The sequence below is a fragment of the Endozoicomonas euniceicola genome (genome assembly GCF_025562755.1).
Classification (GTDB): Bacteria; Pseudomonadota; Gammaproteobacteria; order Pseudomonadales; family Endozoicomonadaceae; genus Endozoicomonas_A; species Endozoicomonas_A euniceicola.
This window is the reverse complement of sequence record NZ_CP103300.1, coordinates 2,418,339-2,434,557: the sequence shown is the minus strand read 5'-3', so window position 1 is coordinate 2,434,557 and position 16,219 is coordinate 2,418,339. Positions and strand designations below refer to the sequence as shown.

Annotated in this window: 15 protein-coding genes and 1 pseudogene; 9 read left to right on the top strand and 7 right to left on the bottom strand. The window is 47.0% G+C overall.

The annotated features are described in order from the left end of the window. The first annotated feature begins 23 nt into the window (after positions 1-23). The 4 genes from NX720_RS09300 to NX720_RS09285 all read left to right on the top strand — a co-directional run bounded on the left by NX720_RS09300 (position 24) and on the right by NX720_RS09285 (position 2,338). Positions 24-221 (top strand): hypothetical protein, encoded by a 198-nt coding sequence (locus NX720_RS09300; protein ID WP_262600850.1) that lies wholly within the window; start codon positions 24-26, stop codon positions 219-221. A gap of 23 nt (positions 222-244) precedes the next feature. After that, positions 245-424, top strand: coding sequence for a hypothetical protein (locus NX720_RS09295; protein ID WP_262600849.1), 180 nt, complete (start codon positions 245-247; stop codon positions 422-424). A gap of 10 nt (positions 425-434) precedes the next feature. Further along, complete coding sequence (locus NX720_RS09290; protein WP_262600848.1) at positions 435-1,649, top strand: DNA adenine methylase; 1,215 nt, start codon at positions 435-437, stop codon at positions 1,647-1,649. A 98-nt stretch (positions 1,650-1,747) separates the two neighbouring features. Then, entirely contained in the window at positions 1,748-2,338 is a 591-nt protein-coding gene (locus NX720_RS09285; RefSeq protein ID WP_262600847.1) for a BglII/BstYI family type II restriction endonuclease, read from the top strand. A gap of 181 nt (positions 2,339-2,519) precedes the next feature. On the opposite strand, the pseudogene NX720_RS09280 reads toward NX720_RS09285, so the two are convergent. Beyond that, positions 2,520-2,660: pseudogene (locus tag NX720_RS09280) on the bottom strand (deoxyribonuclease IV); the annotation flags it as partial. A 104-nt stretch (positions 2,661-2,764) separates the two neighbouring features. On the opposite strand from NX720_RS09280, the gene NX720_RS09275 reads away from it, so the two are divergent. Then, a complete protein-coding gene (locus NX720_RS09275) occupies positions 2,765-3,373 on the top strand; it encodes a thiol:disulfide interchange protein DsbA/DsbL (RefSeq protein WP_262600846.1) in 609 nt (202 codons plus the stop codon). Beyond that, positions 3,370-3,930 carry a disulfide bond formation protein DsbB gene (gene dsbB / locus NX720_RS09270; RefSeq protein ID WP_262600845.1) on the top strand — a complete coding sequence of 187 codons (561 nt, stop codon included), beginning with the start codon at positions 3,370-3,372 and terminating at the stop codon, positions 3,928-3,930. Before NX720_RS09275 ends, dsbB begins: the two co-directional genes overlap by 4 nt. 109 nt (positions 3,931-4,039) lie before the next feature. Here the strand turns inward: dsbB and NX720_RS09265 are convergent, their stop codons facing one another. From NX720_RS09265 to NX720_RS09250, 4 genes are all read right to left on the bottom strand, one after another. After that, the gene (locus NX720_RS09265; protein ID WP_262600844.1) at positions 4,040-5,008 is read right to left on the bottom strand and encodes an alpha/beta hydrolase; all 969 of its coding nucleotides are present in this window, start codon (positions 5,006-5,008) and stop codon (positions 4,040-4,042) included. Further along, a complete protein-coding gene (locus tag NX720_RS09260) occupies positions 5,008-5,646 on the bottom strand; it encodes a transcription termination/antitermination NusG family protein (protein WP_262600843.1) in 639 nt (212 codons plus the stop codon). The genes NX720_RS09265 and NX720_RS09260 overlap by 1 nt, the downstream gene beginning before the upstream one ends. 303 nt (positions 5,647-5,949) lie before the next feature. Beyond that, on the bottom strand, positions 5,950-7,113 hold the full coding sequence (locus tag NX720_RS09255; RefSeq protein WP_262600842.1) for a phosphoglycerate kinase: 1,164 nt from the start codon (positions 7,111-7,113) through the stop codon (positions 5,950-5,952). Positions 7,114-7,352: 239 nt separating this feature from the next. Beyond that, positions 7,353-8,375, bottom strand: coding sequence for a type I glyceraldehyde-3-phosphate dehydrogenase (locus NX720_RS09250; RefSeq protein ID WP_262600841.1), 1,023 nt, complete (start codon positions 8,373-8,375; stop codon positions 7,353-7,355). A gap of 192 nt (positions 8,376-8,567) precedes the next feature. Between NX720_RS09250 and NX720_RS09245 the strand changes: the two genes are divergently transcribed. Together NX720_RS09245 and NX720_RS09240 are read left to right on the top strand one after the other, a co-directional pair. After that, a complete protein-coding gene (locus NX720_RS09245) occupies positions 8,568-8,807 on the top strand; it encodes a type II toxin-antitoxin system Phd/YefM family antitoxin (RefSeq protein ID WP_262600840.1) in 240 nt (79 codons plus the stop codon). Between the two features lie 2 nt (positions 8,808-8,809). Beyond that, positions 8,810-9,235: a type II toxin-antitoxin system VapC family toxin gene (locus NX720_RS09240; RefSeq protein ID WP_262600839.1), complete on the top strand. Its 426-nt coding sequence runs from the start codon at positions 8,810-8,812 to the stop codon at positions 9,233-9,235. 560 nt (positions 9,236-9,795) lie between these two features. Here NX720_RS09240 and NX720_RS09235 read toward each other — a convergent pair. Together NX720_RS09235 and hslO are read right to left on the bottom strand one after the other, a co-directional pair. Further along, positions 9,796-10,590, bottom strand: a complete 795-nt coding sequence (locus NX720_RS09235) for an SDR family oxidoreductase (protein WP_262600838.1) — start codon at positions 10,588-10,590, stop codon at positions 9,796-9,798. A 266-nt stretch (positions 10,591-10,856) separates the two neighbouring features. Then, a complete protein-coding gene (gene hslO, locus NX720_RS09230) occupies positions 10,857-11,732 on the bottom strand; it encodes an Hsp33 family molecular chaperone HslO (protein ID WP_262600837.1) in 876 nt (291 codons plus the stop codon). 718 nt (positions 11,733-12,450) lie between these two features. Between hslO and NX720_RS09225 the strand changes: the two genes are divergently transcribed. Then, a complete protein-coding gene (locus NX720_RS09225; RefSeq protein ID WP_262600836.1) occupies positions 12,451-16,149 on the top strand; it encodes an IBR domain-containing protein in 3,699 nt (1,232 codons plus the stop codon). Positions 16,150-16,219: the final 70 nt, after the last annotated feature.

Genomic DNA, 16,219 nt, shown 5'->3' with positions numbered 1-16,219 from the left:
GCTGTAATAATAAGGCGATATTAGTGAGAAAAGTATTATCTGCATTTTTTTTGATGTTAGCTATGCCTCTGTCAGTGATGGCGGCGACCTTCTCAGAAGGTACCCATTATAATGTACTGTCCGGCCTCCAAAAGTCAGAAAAGCCGGAAGTTCGTGAAGTCTTTTCAGTGTATTGCCCAGCTTGCTTAAGTGATTTTCTTGGTGCAACATATGTTATGTGACATAACATTATATGAGCTAGACTATGGCAGTTGGAAATAGTGGCAGATTGGTTATAGAGTTAGACCCTAAATTAAAGCTGCAAATACGAAGGGCTTTAAAGGAAAGAGGTTTGACTATGAAGGAATGGCTGTTGGAACAAGTATATAAAGACTTGTTACCACCTGTAGAGCCTAAAACCGATAAGAAACATGCAGCACTTTAAAGGTACATACATGTTAAGTGAAGCTCCACAGTCAAGTCTTTTAATGGCCTATGAATATCCGCATTACATAAAGTATATGGGGTCGAAATCCAAAATTATGGATTTTGTTATTAATGGTATAAATCAAGTTTATGCTGGCGGCACAATTCTTGACTTGTTTGCAGGAAGTGCAAGCCTTGCTGGTGCATTGCGTAGCCAGGTGCCAGTGCATTCAAATGATATACAAGAATACAGTGCAGTATTAGCACAGGCTTACTTGACTGCATACAAGGGTAAAAATGTACCTACTGCGGATGAGCTTGTACAAAAGGCTGAACGGATTGCCAAAAAACATCTGCACTTAATTACTGATGATTTTCAGTATAAAGATATTGAGAGTTTACAGCACTTTAATGATGTAGAAGAAAGCAATAGAAAACTCATCGAATTAGATTTCAACCATGATTACCACTTATTCACTAAGAATTATGCCGGTACGTGGTGGACTGCTTTGCAGTGCATTTGGATTGACGCATTTAGAGAAGTAGCTGATGAGTATAAGGGGAAGCCTGTTTACCCTGTAATACTTACAAGTCTGATGTATGCAATGGCTTATACAAGCCAAGGGACAGGACATTATGCACAGTACCGCGATGCCAAGAACATAAAATCCATGAAGGATATTATGATCTACAGGCGCAGGGACTTAACGCATTACTTTGTAAGAAAATACAATGATGCACTGATTGATATACCTGCAACCAAAACCAATCAGAAGCACATAACGACTTCACTTGATTTTGTTGATTGCCTAAAAAGCTTTGTTGGTGGCACTGTTTATGCCGACCCGCCGTACTGCTTTGTACACTACAGCCGGTTTTACCATGCAATAGAAACACTGGTTAAGTACGACTACCCAGAGCTACAGATAAAAGGTGGAAAGCTGGTAAAAGGCAGGTATAGAGAAGGTAGGCATCAGTCGCCTTTTTGCATCAGGACTAAAGTTAGTAAAGCCTTTCGGGATATGTTTGAAGGCGTAAAAAGCACAAAAAGCAACCTGGTATTGAGCTACAGCAAAAACGGCATGATAGATATGGATACAGTAGAGGCACTTGCTGTTGAGGTGTTTGGCAAGGACTATACCTTAGATATGGTATCAACAGATTATAAGCACATGACGCTAGGCAGGCAGGGCGACAGACACAGAGATGTTGAGGAGTGTCTTGTACTGGCAAAGCATAAGTAAATCCACCTGAAAGGGGGGCTATCTGCGCCCTGCTTCCCCCCCCAATATGTCCCAGTGATAGTATCCGACAGTTGTATTTTATAACTTCGGAGGCAGTAGTGAGCATTGAGATTTTACCGCATGGTATTAGGAGTAAGTATGAAATTCACGAGCGAAAACATGCTTGTGCAATACTTCAAAACGACTTTCCGAATGAGTGGCGAGATATTGTACAAGTGCTGGACGCTTTTGAACTTAAAAACAGCTACATAACAACGCCTGGAGGCCGTAAATCGCAGGTTTCAGAATTTATTGATAATTCCCTATACCAAAGAGGCTGGGTAGAAAGGCACTTTAACACCAGTGTTGTTGTGGATGGATACCACAGGGAAAGCCCGACGCACGATATTGACTGTTATCGTAATAGGGTTGCACTTGAAATTGAGTGGAATAATAAAGACCCTTTTTATGATAGGGATTTGAACAACTTCCGTTTGTTACATGAACTTGATGTGATAAGTGTGGGGGTCATAATTACAAGATGTACCGAATTACAACAGATTTTTAATGATATTGGTCGAGGTGCATCTTATGGGTCTAGCACAACACATATGGGCAAGTTAATGCCAAAAGTGAATGGTGGTGGTAGTGGTGGCTGTCCATTGCTGATATTTGGTATTTCACCTGCACTATACAACCCTTGCGCTTAAATTTGTTCCTGCTGGTTAACACTGCCAGCATTTCACCTCGATACTACACGACTAAAATATTATGATTTCATTACCTAAACGGACAGATAAATAACGTGAAAATTACTACCGAGAGCAGTACGCCGCCTATTGCCGCCGCAGTAGAGCAGCCAAGTAGCATTAGCTGTGTATTACTTGCGTTTTTGTCACTCAGCGGCCTGGCTTTCCATTGGCGCTGATTTTTTGTGAAGAGAGCAAACGCAGTCGCTCCGAGCTTGTGGGCATTGGCCGGGGCGTTTTCGACCCCGCCTGCAGCGCTGACATGGGCGCCGATATATTTCATGCACAATCCTTTATAGTTTGATCTGGGTCAAAAAACGTACAGAGGTAATCGTAAGAGAATCGCAAATGCGATCAATTTTCAGCTGTAATAATAAGGCGATATTAGTGAGAAAAGTATTATCTGCATTTTTTTTGATGTTAGCTATGCCTCTGTCAGTGATGGCGGCGACCTTCTCAGAAGGTACCCATTATAATGTACTGTCCGGCCTCCAAAAGTCAGAAAAGCCGGAAGTTCGTGAACTCTTTTCAGTGTATTGCCCAGCTTGCTACCAGTGGAACATGGGGGTTCTGGGTGACCTGAAAAAGCGTCTGGAGTCCAAAAAAATTCCTTTCCGCGAGTCCCACGCTGCCTTTATGGGTAAATACGGTAACGAAGTCACTCAGGCGCTGGCGATTACCAAAGGTACTGAGAAGTATGTGCCTGTAAAGATGGCGCTTTTTAAAGCACTGATGGAAGATCGTATCGGCGACTGGAAAAATGATGCTGACTTTTTCAAGGTTTTGGCTGGCGCTGGCCTGAGCAAACAGGAATGGGCCCTGGGGATCAATGATCCGAAGGTTCGTGAGCGTATGCAACGCTGGACAGAACTGCAAAACAAGATTCGCAGCGCACCAGGCTTTGTCATCAATAATAAGTACACGATCAACCTCGGCAGCATCCGGTCGTTTGATGAGTTTTACAGCCTGATTGACTACCTGTTGGAGAAATCATGAATTGCCGGAAAAATCATGAGCTTCTGAGTCAGCCATTGGCAACGATAAGGGCGTGGCAGAACAGCCGGTTAACCTGGGGCATTATGCTGGGCACAGCGGTTTTTCTGGAAGCCGCTGCCCTGTATTTTCAGTACGGAATGGATATGCACCCCTGTGAACTGTGTGTCTATCAGCGGTTGGCGATAGTCGTTCTCGGGCTTGCTGCCATGGTGATGCTGGTGGCTCCACGAAACAGGATTGTCAGAGGCGCGGGCTATGCGCTCTGGATCAGTGGAGCGGTTTATGGCTTGCAGGCTGCACTGGAGCAGCTCAAGAATTATGCTGACTTTAATCCGTTTTTCAGCTCGTGCAACGCCTTTCCTGTATTTCCTTTTGAACTGCCCCTGCATGACTGGTGGCCCGCCATGTTCTTCCCGACAGGCATTTGTGGCGAAGATAGCTGGGCGTTTCTGAGCCTGAACATGGCGAACTGGATGACCATTATCTTTGGCATCTACATCCTGACCTTTGCTGCCTGCGTGCTCAGTGTTGTTGCTGGGAAGCTGGCGGGGAAGTAAGGGGGGGCGCTATTGGCTATTGGCTATTGGCTATTGGCTATGCGCACAGCCAACAGCCAACAGCCAACAGCCAACAGCCAACAGCTAACAGCTAAAAGCCTGTCAATTTTTAAATATACGACGACAGCCATTTTGTATATTGCTTCCGTGTCTCCTCCCGTTCATTAGGAAGGTGGTGTCGTGCATCTTTCAGCATCAGAACTTCCGGCTCTGTAAATAGCTGCCTCAGTTTGGCGATATTGTATTTCGCATCAACAGTCCGGTCGTAGGTACCCTGTATGATCAGGGGTTTGAATGGGCTTTTCTGACGATGCTGTTCAATCTTCCGAATCCAGCGATCCATGGCTGATACCCACTGTGTCGGTAACACTTTCGGAGCCAGAGGGTCGCTGTGTGCCTTTTTCAGAAACTCCGGGTCGCAGGAATTATCGGTAAACCGACGCGGCAACTGCTTGATAAACGGCCTGGCAAGATAGAGCTGAATACGGCTGACTGGCCACAGCCACGGTCGCACCAGGGGAGCCGAAAAAATCACTTTATCCAGTTCGGGCTGCTCTCCGGTCAACGGCTCATGGGAAAAGAGCAGGAAGTCTGTCAGGATAGCGCAGCCTGTACTTTGACCAAAACCATGCCAGGGTCTGGCTAGTCGGCCAGCACTGGCTTTCAGAATATCAGCCAGTATCCGTGTATAAACTGAAAAGTCCGGAATCGTGGCAGGCTCACCGCTCGACAGCCCATGTCCGGGCAGGTCAAAAGCCAGTACGTTGTAACCCTGCCGCAGAAAAAAACTCAGAATATGACGGAACAGGCCCACATGGTCGTAGTAACCATGCAGAACAAAAAATGTACCTTTGGCACCGTCCTGCTCGTAGAGATGGCTGGCTATCCGGTAATTACAGCTATCAATAACACCAAATCTGTGTCGTATGCCTGTCAGATGATTCTCAAGATCAATGCCGTAGTAAGCGAAGTACGCTTTCTCAATAGCGGTACAGCCTGACTCTTCTCTGGCCTGCTCTTCATTGAAAAGAGGCTTTGGCTCCTGTCGTAAAGAGCGTTTCAATGTGTCGAAGTCCATCAGGCCTTTTCCAGATCATCCAGATTTACGTTCATACGCCGTTCTTTAACAACGGTTTTCTGGGTTGAACCGTCGCTCAGGCGTTGCTCCTGGATATGGCTGATCAGAATCTGCCCACGATAAGACCCCAGACTTTTTTCAAAGGTCATTTCCAGATGCTTGAACAGTGGGTTGTTCATGACGACCCTGTCGCCTGGTTCCAGGGCATCAGGTTTTATACCATCTGCCTTGTTGTTCAGGATTTTGACGATATTTCGAATCTCATCAATAATATCGTCCCCATTGGGTATGGGTTTGGGCAATACATCGGACTTTGCTTTTTCTTCTTCTTTTTTGGACATTCGTCCAGAGTTCACCAGCTGGCGGGTAATTCGGTTGAAATGCACCATTTCCTGAACGCCACGACAGGAGCGAATGGTGTGAAATTTTTTCAGATCTTTTTCCAGGTCCAGTAACAGAAACAGATAGCCGGGAAACAGGATTTCTTCCTTAACGGCTCCCTTGCTTTTCTGCCTGAACACCGGGCAATAGGTGTCAAAACCCAGGTTTTCAAGGTGTTCCATGGCTCTCAGTTCCTGACGGACCTTGGTCTTGAGCAGGTACCAGCCTTCTTCTAACAAGCACTCTCTAATAGACATTGAAGTTCCCTGAATGCTTTAGATTTTCATAAGGTTGCATGTCCAGCCGCAGGGCAGAACTGAAGATCATTATAAAGATCCTTGGAGAAATGTGGACACTTTTATGTCCGGATTGAGGTAGAGCAGATTAAAAGTGAGTTAGTAATTACATTTTAAGCGACGATGGAAGAGTACCACGCTTTGTAACCTTTTGTCAGTGTCATAAAATAATTCATAAGGAGTGGGGGAAAATAAGGTGGGAATCCACCACGAACAGTGGATTCCCACCTGTGTGGGAATAACGGTAAGCTTTTGCTATTTCCCTTATTTAGAAGCTTCTTCCAGCATAGCCACAGCAGGCAGTTTCTTGCCTTCTACAAACTCCAGGAACGCACCGCCACCGGTAGAGATGTAGGATACTTTGTCCTTGATGCCGTATTTGTCGATAGCCGCGAGAGTGTCACCACCGCCAGCGATGGAGAACGCTTCAGATTCAGCGATGGCCAGGGACATGGAACGCGTGCCTTCGCCGAACTGGTCGAATTCGAATACGCCAACGGGACCGTTCCACAGGATCGTCTTAGCGCTTTTCAGAACGTCGTTGAACAGTTTCTGAGTTTCCGGACCTACGTCGAAGATCATGTCGTCGTCTTCTACTTCAGAAACCAGCTTAACCACAGCAGGCTCGTTTTCGTCGAACTTCTTGCCACAGATCACATCAACAGGCATGGGAACGTCAACCTTTTCCATCAGCGCTTTGGCATTAGGGATCAGGTTTTCTTCGTACAGGGATTTACCCACGTTGTGACCCGCAGCGGCCAGGAAGGTGTTAGCGATACCACCACCCACGATCAGCTGGTCGCAGATGTCAGACAGGGATTCCAGAACCGTCAGTTTGGTGGACACCTTGGAACCACCCACGATGGCGCACATTGGACGCTCAGGATTACCCAGGGCTTTACCCAGTGCATCCAGTTCACCCGCCAGCAGAGGACCCGCACAGGCAACGTCAGCGAACTTGCCAACACCGTGAGTAGAAGCCTGGGCGCGGTGCGCAGTACCGAAGGCATCCATGACGTACACGTCGCACAGGGCCGCCATTTTTTTCGACAGTGCTTCGTCGTCTTTCTTTTCACCCTTGTTGAAGCGAACGTTTTCCAGAATAACCAGCTCGCCTTCAGCCACTTCAAAGCCGCCTTCTACCCAGTCTTTGATCAGACGGACTTCTTTACCCAGCAGGTTGGCGATGTAATCCGCCACTGGCTTCAGAGAGAACTGCTCATCGTATTCGCCTTCCGTTGGACGACCCAGGTGGGAAGTGGCCATCACTTTAGCGCCAGCTTCCAGGGCCCGTTTGATGGTTGGCAGGGAGGCCAGGATGCGGGCATCACTGGTCACCTTGCCGTCTTTTACTGGAACGTTCAGGTCTTCACGGATCAGGACGCGTTTACCGGCCAGCTCCAGGTCAGTCATTTTCAATACGTTCATGAGGTCTCTCTCTCAATGACGAGTCAGACAAAGTAGCAGGGCTGTAGGATGCATCACCACAACCCTTAAAATGCGAGGACGATACCACAATCTGCTGAGGGTAGGTACGTAGGTGGCTGTAATTAAGGTTGGATAGTTGACCTGAATCATAGTGGTTATCAAGGGTTAACGGCAGGCAACGAAACCGCTCGCCGAACACCCCCGGATAACACCTTCAGTCTGCCGCAAACCCTGATAAATCAAGGCTTTGAGTGATCCAGCCAATGACAGGCAACGTCCAGCATACGGTTTGAAAACCCCCACTCATTGTCGAACCAGCATAGCAGTTTCAACAGTTTCCCGGAGGTCACTTTGGTCTGGGTACCGTCAATGACAGAAGAACGGGCATCGTGATTAAAATCCACAGAAGCGTGGGGTTCGTGGGATATGCCCATTATGCCTTCCAGCCGTCCCCAGGTGGCTCTTTCCAGAATGAGATTGACTTCTTCTTCTGTGGTTTCACGCTGGAGATGAACGGTTAAATCCATACAGGAAACGTTGATGGTGGGAACCCGTACGGAGTTTGCCTTGAAACGACCTTTCAGCGCCGGCAATAAACGATCAATGCCTTTTGCCAGCCCGGTATCAACCGGAATGATAGAATGCAGTGCGCTGCGGGTCAGCCGCAGGTCGCTCTTGTGATAGGCGTCAATGACAGGCTGGTCATTCATGGCGGAATGAATGGTGGTGATTGATCCGTAATCAATACCCAGGGTGTCGTGCAGGGTTTTCAGCACAGGAACAATGCAGTTGGTGGTGCAGGATGCGTTAGAGACCACCCGGTCTGAGGGACTGATGGACTCTTCGTTAATACCATAAACAATCGTGGCGTCCACATCGGTTCGGGCTGGCTGGGAAAACAGCAGTTTGGGCGAGCCGCTTTCCAGGTGCAGATCAGCAGTAGGCCGGTCTTTGAAGGAACCGGAACATTCCAGCAACAGGTCTATCCCATGGGCTTTCCAGTTGATGTCCTGGGGGTTGGCAGCATTAAGAATACTGATCCGGTCTCCATCAACAAACAGATCACTGCCGGAATGCTCTACCCTTGCCGGAAAGCGGCCATGTGTTGTGTCATAGCGGGTGAGATACGCGAGGGTTTCAATATCAGACAGCTCGTTAATGGCCACCACCTGCATCTTATGCCGGTAACCGTTTTCGTAGAGTGCCCTGAGAACGCACTGACCGATACGGCCATAACCATTGATAGCCACTTTGTAAGCCATGGCACTTCATCCCTTTTGCCTGAAATGGGGGCAATTATAAGCGGGTTTGGCCGGAGCTGTCTGCATACTGAGAAATTTCCAGATTCGATGCCTGGGAGTCTGGAAGAGTCTTTTACCTCCTCCTCTTCCTTGTTGGTATAGCTTTATTAGACTAGTATTCTGGTCTATGGGCTATTCAAAAGGAGAAGGTATATGCTCGAAGAAATTGGCTCTTATGATGCTAAAACCAAGTTACCTGAGATATTGCGTCGCGTGGAGGCTGGAGAGTCCTTCACGATCACCAACCGGGGAAAGCCGATAGCGGACTTAATACCAAGTCGCGCCAAAAGCCGATTGAAGGCCCAGTCAGCTATTGCAAATCTACTCAAAGCGAAGAAGCCGATAATTGCTGAAGACGACTTAAAAGAGCTGCGTGAATCAGGTAGGCGCTAACCATGACTGACTTTGTACTTGATAATTCAGTCACGATGCGCTGGGTATCTGAAACGCAAAAAGTGCAGGATCAGGAATACGCTGAAAGGGTTCTCAAATCGCTTATCGAGTCTGATGCTCTTGTTCCTAACCTTTGGCATCTGGAGGTGGTGAATATCTCTCTGGGCATGGAGCGCAGAGGTGAATTAAGTACAGCGGATACAGAAGGTTTTATTGCTCAGCTTGAAAACTTGCCTATATATGTTGACGCGTTGACTTCCAATGAAGCGTTTGGTCGCATAGCCACTCTGGCAAGAAGCTATAAACTGAGCAGCTATGATGCTGCCTATCTTGAGCTGGCAATTCGAGAGAGCATACCACTGGCCACTCTGGATAAAGACCTGGGAAAGGCAGCACGAAAAGCGGGCGTAGATACATATTTTCCTTGAGGCGATTTCTACTATCAGCGATTGGGGTAGTGTTGACTCCCAGGGCCAGCATCGGTTGGAGAGACCAGACTTGTAGACGCTATCTACAAGTCAGACGTTCTAAATGGATGAGTGCAAGGGGGATAGAAAGAAGGAAAACCCGGCAAACCTGCTCCCAAATAAAGTAAGGCAACAAGGCTTCCACCGGGCTTCTGATTTAACGAGCCTTGCGTAGAGCAAGCCCATGTACTAACTTCAGTGCACTGCGAAACCCTGCATAATGGGCTTGGTGGCTGAGACAACAGCCTACTCGACAGACAGATAAGCCTCTGGACAAATACTCAAGCGTCACCGTTGCTGGACTAACTACGAGAAACAAATCAGGAAAACACAACCGTTTTCTGGCTTCTACCGCCGATGCGCTGGGACACAGCGTATGTGTAAAGAGTTCCCCTGTCGTGGTTCGGCAACCTGTACGACAGCGAGAGGCTATGTTATTTGACATAGTGGGTCGCACGTAATTCCCGATTAGAAGCCCCCACTAGAATCGGCTTGCCGATTTAGTGGAGGGAGTGTGTCACTCAGTCAGATTTCACGTTAGTTTCTGGCAAAGTAGAAGCACCATCGAAAACGATCTCCCGACCAGTAATGTAGCTGGCTTCATCCGACAGCAGGAAAGCAACCGCATTAGCGGCTTCTTCCGGAGTACCCATGCGTCCCATAGGCACACTTGCACCAATAGCCGACAGAACCGCTTCCGGGTTATCAGGCATCATTTCAGCGGCAGATTTTTCAACCATAGGCGTGCGAATCATGCCCGGACACACCATATTCACACGAACACCCTCGGTCACAAACTCCATGCACATGGCCTTGGTCATGCCCCAGACTGCGGATTTGGTAGCGGCATAACCCACTTCATGAGCATCTGCTACAAACGTGCCTGTCACACTGGAGAAGTTGACAATGCTGCCTTTTTTCTTCTCAACCATGCTTCTCAGGGCAGCTTTGCTGGTGTTCCACAAGCCGATAATATTAACGTCGATCATAGCCTGGAGATTCGCATCGGCCTGTTCATCAAACATTGAACTTAACCGGGCAATACCTGCAGAGTTCACCAGATGATCAACCAAACCATGCTCAGCAACAATGTTGTCAAAAACGCGATCAACATCCACCTGGTCAGTGACGTTTACTTTGTAGCCATAAGCCTTGTAACCGCTGTCCACCAGTTCCCGGGCAGCGACTTCCACCCCGTCACTGATATCCAGCAGGCATACGGTCGCCCCCTGTTTAGCCAGCAGCCTGGCGGTTGCATTACCCATGCCCATAGCGGCTCCGGTGACAACCGCAACTCTTCCGGTAAAGTCCAACATATACCTTCCACCTCAATACTTGCCTGACAAAAGAATCAGCTCGCTGTGGATACAGAAATCCACATAGCAGCTTCAGTAAAAATGCGTAAAGCGAAGGTAATGTATCACTATGAAAGAGTTGCATTGTTTGACGCAGAACATCAAAAGTGAACATCCGGGGCGGTAGCAATCAGAAATATACCGAACTTTTAGCTTCTGGCCTTTGGCTTTTGGCTATTAGCTGTTCATACAGCCGCTAACCAACACTGCCAACAGCCAACGCCAGGTCAGTGCGTCTTGGGTTCCTGCCCTGCAAAGATTTCGGCAACATCAGTTTCTGAGAAAACGTATTTCTGATTGCAGAACTGACAATCCATCGCCACTTCACCACTGTCAGCAAGAACAGCGTCAATCTCTGCGCACCCCAGGCTGTGCAGAATTTTTGCGCTTCTTGGGCGGGAGCAGTTACAGCTGAAAGCAACCGGTTCTTCATCAAACAGGCGAACGTCTTCTTCATGGAAAAGACGGTTCAACAACGTCTCATGATCCAGGGACAGCAGTTCGTCACCCGTCACGGTATTCGCCAGAATAGAGAGTCGGTTCCATGACTCTTCACGGGCTTCTTCAGATTCTTCAACACTGGCTGGCAGAGCCTGCAACAGCATACCCGCACACTGGTTGCCATTACTGGCAATCCAGAACTCGGTAGGCAGTTGCTCTGATTGCTGGAAATAGTCTTTCAGACTGTCGGCGAGGGACTCATGATGCAGAGGCACAATCCCCTGATAACGGTTGCCTTTGTGAGGGTCAATGGTCATCACCAGCGTACCTTTCCCCAGCAGGGCTTTCAGGCCGTGGCCTGACAGGTCAGCACCGTTTTCCCAGCGAGCCAGCGCCCGAAAGGTTTTCTGATCCGTACATTCAACCATCAGCAGGGACAGGGGGCCTTCACCCTTTGCCTGCAGGCTGAGAATGCCTTCAAATTTCAGCGTGGAACTTAGCAGCAGGGTAGCGGTTGCCAGCTCACCCAGCAGTTCACGCACGTTCTGAGGGTAGTCATGGGCAGCCAGCGCTTCAGTAAAACTGCTGTCCATGGAAATGATTTCGCCACGAATATCGGCGTTATCAAACAAAAAGCGTTGAGCGGAGTTTTTACTCATCATTCAGGCTAACAGCCTCTGTTGTTTTCTTAAAAAGAATTTGGGATCAGGGGATTATAGCGACTCGTTTTTTGATTCTCATTTGTTGCTTCTACTGACCGGAGTAACCTGTTGACAAAAAGCACACGTACGCAATCATATTTCCTGAACTCAGGGGCGCAGCATTCAATAAATTACCGGGCTTTTGGCTGTTGGCTGTTGGCTGTTGGCTATTAGCTGCTCATACAGCCAAAAGCCAAAAGCCAAAAGCCAAAAGCCAACAGCCAACAGCCAACAGCGGTATATTATGTTCTGCTGCTTCCCTCAGGTTTTGAAGAAGGTGTCACATGCCATCTACACCATTCTCTTCCGGTGAGCCTCCTGAGCATGAGGTTTCGTTCACGCAGTTATGGAAAGCGAGCCGGGCAATCTCGAAACCCGCAATACTATTATCGGTTCAGCCAATGATCCCGAAAATGAGTCATTGCACAACTGGGATTCTGAGCATAGAGAAATAAAATAATCCATCTGTTCAGCTGATTATGACTGTTTTCAGATAACCCTGGGCTTTTTGACTGTATCAGTACTTGTGAAAATCTCCAATCGTTCTATCTTCTACCAGTCGCCTCGAAAAACTGTAATTAATAAGCTTGAATTGATGCCGTTGGCATCTGTCCTCTTCTCAAGCATAAGTCGATGACATAAATCTAGAATCAAACCGGCCAAGCTATGGAAAACCAGTATGATTGCAGCCTGCAACGCTTTATTCTCAATTAAAAAACGAAGAATAAACTGTTTATTTCTTCCGAACCACAAAAAAAATATCGCTACTTTCTGGAAGTTATTAATTTGGCTATTACTCTTCTTTCACCTTATAAACACAATGCAAGTTCAGGCTCAGACAACAACTGATACCGTATTACATTGTAGTAATTCTTTATTAACGGGTGAACAGTCTTTTATTGTTGGAATGGATTCAGATCACAGGGTCACCAGTTGTCTGTTACAAAAGAAACCTGTATTAAAACAGCAGCCTTTATTTTCTAATCTGAAGTATTATTTATACTTTTTCTGGTTATCAATATCTGGCTCTCATCACTCTGACATTCCGTATGCCGATGTCTCGCAAATAAAACACCAGCCTCTGCCTCTGTTCAGAGTGCCAGGCCCAATCCTTACAACTCCTGCCCTGATTCCGCCTGACAGAAGAGAGCCTTTAAACCAAAGGGAATGGATCAGGTCTTATCTGATTCCTGATAATCACCTCACTGACGATAATGAGAAATTAAACGCTGCCTTCCACCGCATTAATCAATACCAGAAATCTGGTCATGACAAGCCTGAAAAGCATTCCTCTTTAGATATTTATGCTTCCGTCATTAATCATAAAGTCAGACAGGTTATCGCCCTGCCTGAAAATTTTCTGTTACAGGAACGATCCTTCACCCTTCTTAATAATTTGTTCGATGCATCTCTCAACGCCTGGCTGAAATATTACCTGTCAGTATCGGACTCACTCTCTCTGATCGAACTCGTGCCTGAGTTCATTGAAGCAGTACAGACAGTTATGGCCACCGGAGCCGGAGGTGATGACTGGGACAAAGGGAGTTGGATAACGAACGAATTCATCAATGATGCGCCTTTCGCAATTCATATACACCCCTATTCACTGACCGCCGCTCAGTGGATGCAAAAGTTAATAACGCTCGATATGGCGCTAAAACGAAAGCTGATTGCTCTTATGTATAGCCAGCTTCAGACATCTGCTTTATCCGGTAACAGGGATATGGCCAGAATTTTACGTGACAGAATCATGCTGATAGAACTAGAGACAGGGGAATGGCTGAACCAGATAAGTGATCCGGATATTTCTGCTCTCGAACTCTCAATGCATGCAGAGCAGTTAATCAATGAATTTCTTTTACGCGCAGAAGATGTGCGGCGTTACCACTCTCGTACCGCTCAAGACAGAGCTGCTCAAGACAGAGCTGCTCAAGACAGAGCTGCTCAAGACAGAGCTGCTCAAGACAGAGCTGCTCAAGACAGAGCTAAGAGCAGGCCGGGCGGACAAAATTCAGCCGTAGAATTACTATTTAATGAAGTTGAAAAGCGATTGAGACAGTTATCAACCAGCCTGACCACAAACCAGGGAATGATTAGCCAGTTAAATTCAGCGCTGGAAAGTCTTGCACTCCTGTCAGAGCGCTTAAGGCACGACAATGATAATTTCAATAATCACAATCAGGTTGTCGACGCAGGCTGGCAACCCAGGGAAAACAGTGATAACGGAGCCTCATCAACGACTGTGAGCAGTGGTAGGGCGGCTGCTTACACAGGAAGCAGAAGCAGTGCTTACAGACCGTCGGGAAGGCTTCACCGGGGAAATGGGGGGGATGGCGGCAGTGGTGGTGGCGATCGGCACCCTCATCGCAGTCCCCCCCATATCACACCCAACAACTCGCTCGATATCTTAGCCGAGGTTATTACTAATCTTGAGAGCAATCCAGAACAGCTGACTTTGAGCTATGTGAAAGAGCTTTATAATATTTATTATTTAGATCTATTTAAGGCGCAAAGCCTGAACCAGCCTAATAACACCTTGCTGCATGTCATTGTGTCAAATCACAAAAGTGAAATTATTAAATGGATAAATTTAAACATTCCAGATTATACTCGCAAGCTTATGTATCAAGCAAAGAACTCAATAAATATAACGCCCGCCATGCTATCAACAAAGGCAAAAAGAGAGCGCGAAGGTATTAGTTTCACGCAAATCAGCACGTTGTCTAATGCCCTGGCTAAAACTAGAGACCCTTTAGCCAGGGAGCGAGAATTAAATAGCCGAAAAAAATATGATCGTCCGGGATCGAAACATAAAGAAACAGCACTCAGGAACGAAGTTGAACACCTTCTCGGTGTAAGTCCTGACGAGGCAAAAAAACTGAACGTAAGGAGGTTTTACAATACAGCCACAGAAAAAGACAAAACATGCATAGTTCACAGGGAACGAGGCTGTGAATATGGCTTTGCAAGGCTGCCCTGCTGCTCAGACAATGGAAAATCTGCGTTAATCTGCCTGTCGTCCCTGTGCTCCATCGTACAAAATCACCTGATTTCAGGCTCCTCTTCATGCCCGAATTGCCAGGCCTCACTGGATGTACGGGGCTTTTTAGAATCGACGCTTGCCAAAGTTTCTGAAGATAAGAATCAATATCAGGCACTGTTATGCGCACCACAGCAAAAACAAAAAGCGTTGTTAAACAATGTGCTAAAGGACTGCGAAAAATTGGACAAAGTGCTAAGAGCCCTGATTAATAATATAAAAGTGCAAAGCTCTTTAATATTCGGTCTTGAGCGGTATATCGATAAAAATAATTCAGATGAATGCTCGATTTGCTTCGAATCGGCACATTGCATCGTCATTCCAGAGTGTCAACACAGGGCTTGCACGTTTTGCATGGAGCATTATCTAGACGAGCTGGCAGGCGATTTCAGCCTGACGTCCAGAGGCATACTTTGCCCGGGTCAACCTTGCCAGGTCTCAATTCCCGATGACATTCAGAAGTTCTTTTGGGGAATCAGTGGCTACAAAAGAATGCGCCATCAACAATTGAAACAGGCTTACCAGGGAAGCGACATGACCCTTTACTGCCCCTGGCGATATTGTGATGCCACCTTTGACCCGAAGGAATTATCATCATCTGCCGTGAAATGCCAGCAATGTTATGGCCGTTTTTGTGTAGAATGCGGTGCACGCCCTTATCATGACAACCTCACCTGCGAACAGAATAAACAAGCCGAAACAACAGAAGAAGGGGCCGATATATCAATGGCGATATTCCTTGAAAAAAACAAGGATACCCATAAGCTTTGTCCGGGATGCGGCAGTGTCATTTGCAAGAACAAAGGCTGCAAGGTAATGAAGTGTACATCTTGCAACACCGAGTTTTGCTGGCACTGTCTGACAGTCGGTGAAAATATTCATTCACATCAATGTAACTCAGCCCTCGATAGTCAGGCTATAAATAATGCTCCGGACCAAAAAAATCCATCAAAAGCAACCTGTGATTTTTGCCATAAGACCATGTCATCAAGAATCACTACAATGTTTTGCGGACATGCACCATGTAGCGATTGCTACGCAAAGCTGGTTGAGGGCGTGCTTCACAATGACTCAGAGAATATATGCACCGAATGCCGCAAGGAAGATAGCCCCATTGGATTTTTCTCTGATGAAGAGGGATTGCTGGGAGAAGCGACAGGAACTACCAGCGCCATTGAAAAGCAATGCTTGATATGTGATAACCCAATTCAAGACCCTGAATATGATCTTTGTGAGACCTGTCAGCTAAGCCTTACAAAAGAATGTTTGATATGTGGTAACACAGTTCAAGACACTAAATATGATGTTTGTGAGACCTGCCTGCCCTTGAGCTTTTAGCGCACCCCGTCGCTCCCCCAAAGCGGGAACGACGGGATAGTCATCGAAGGGACACAACAGATACGGGTTT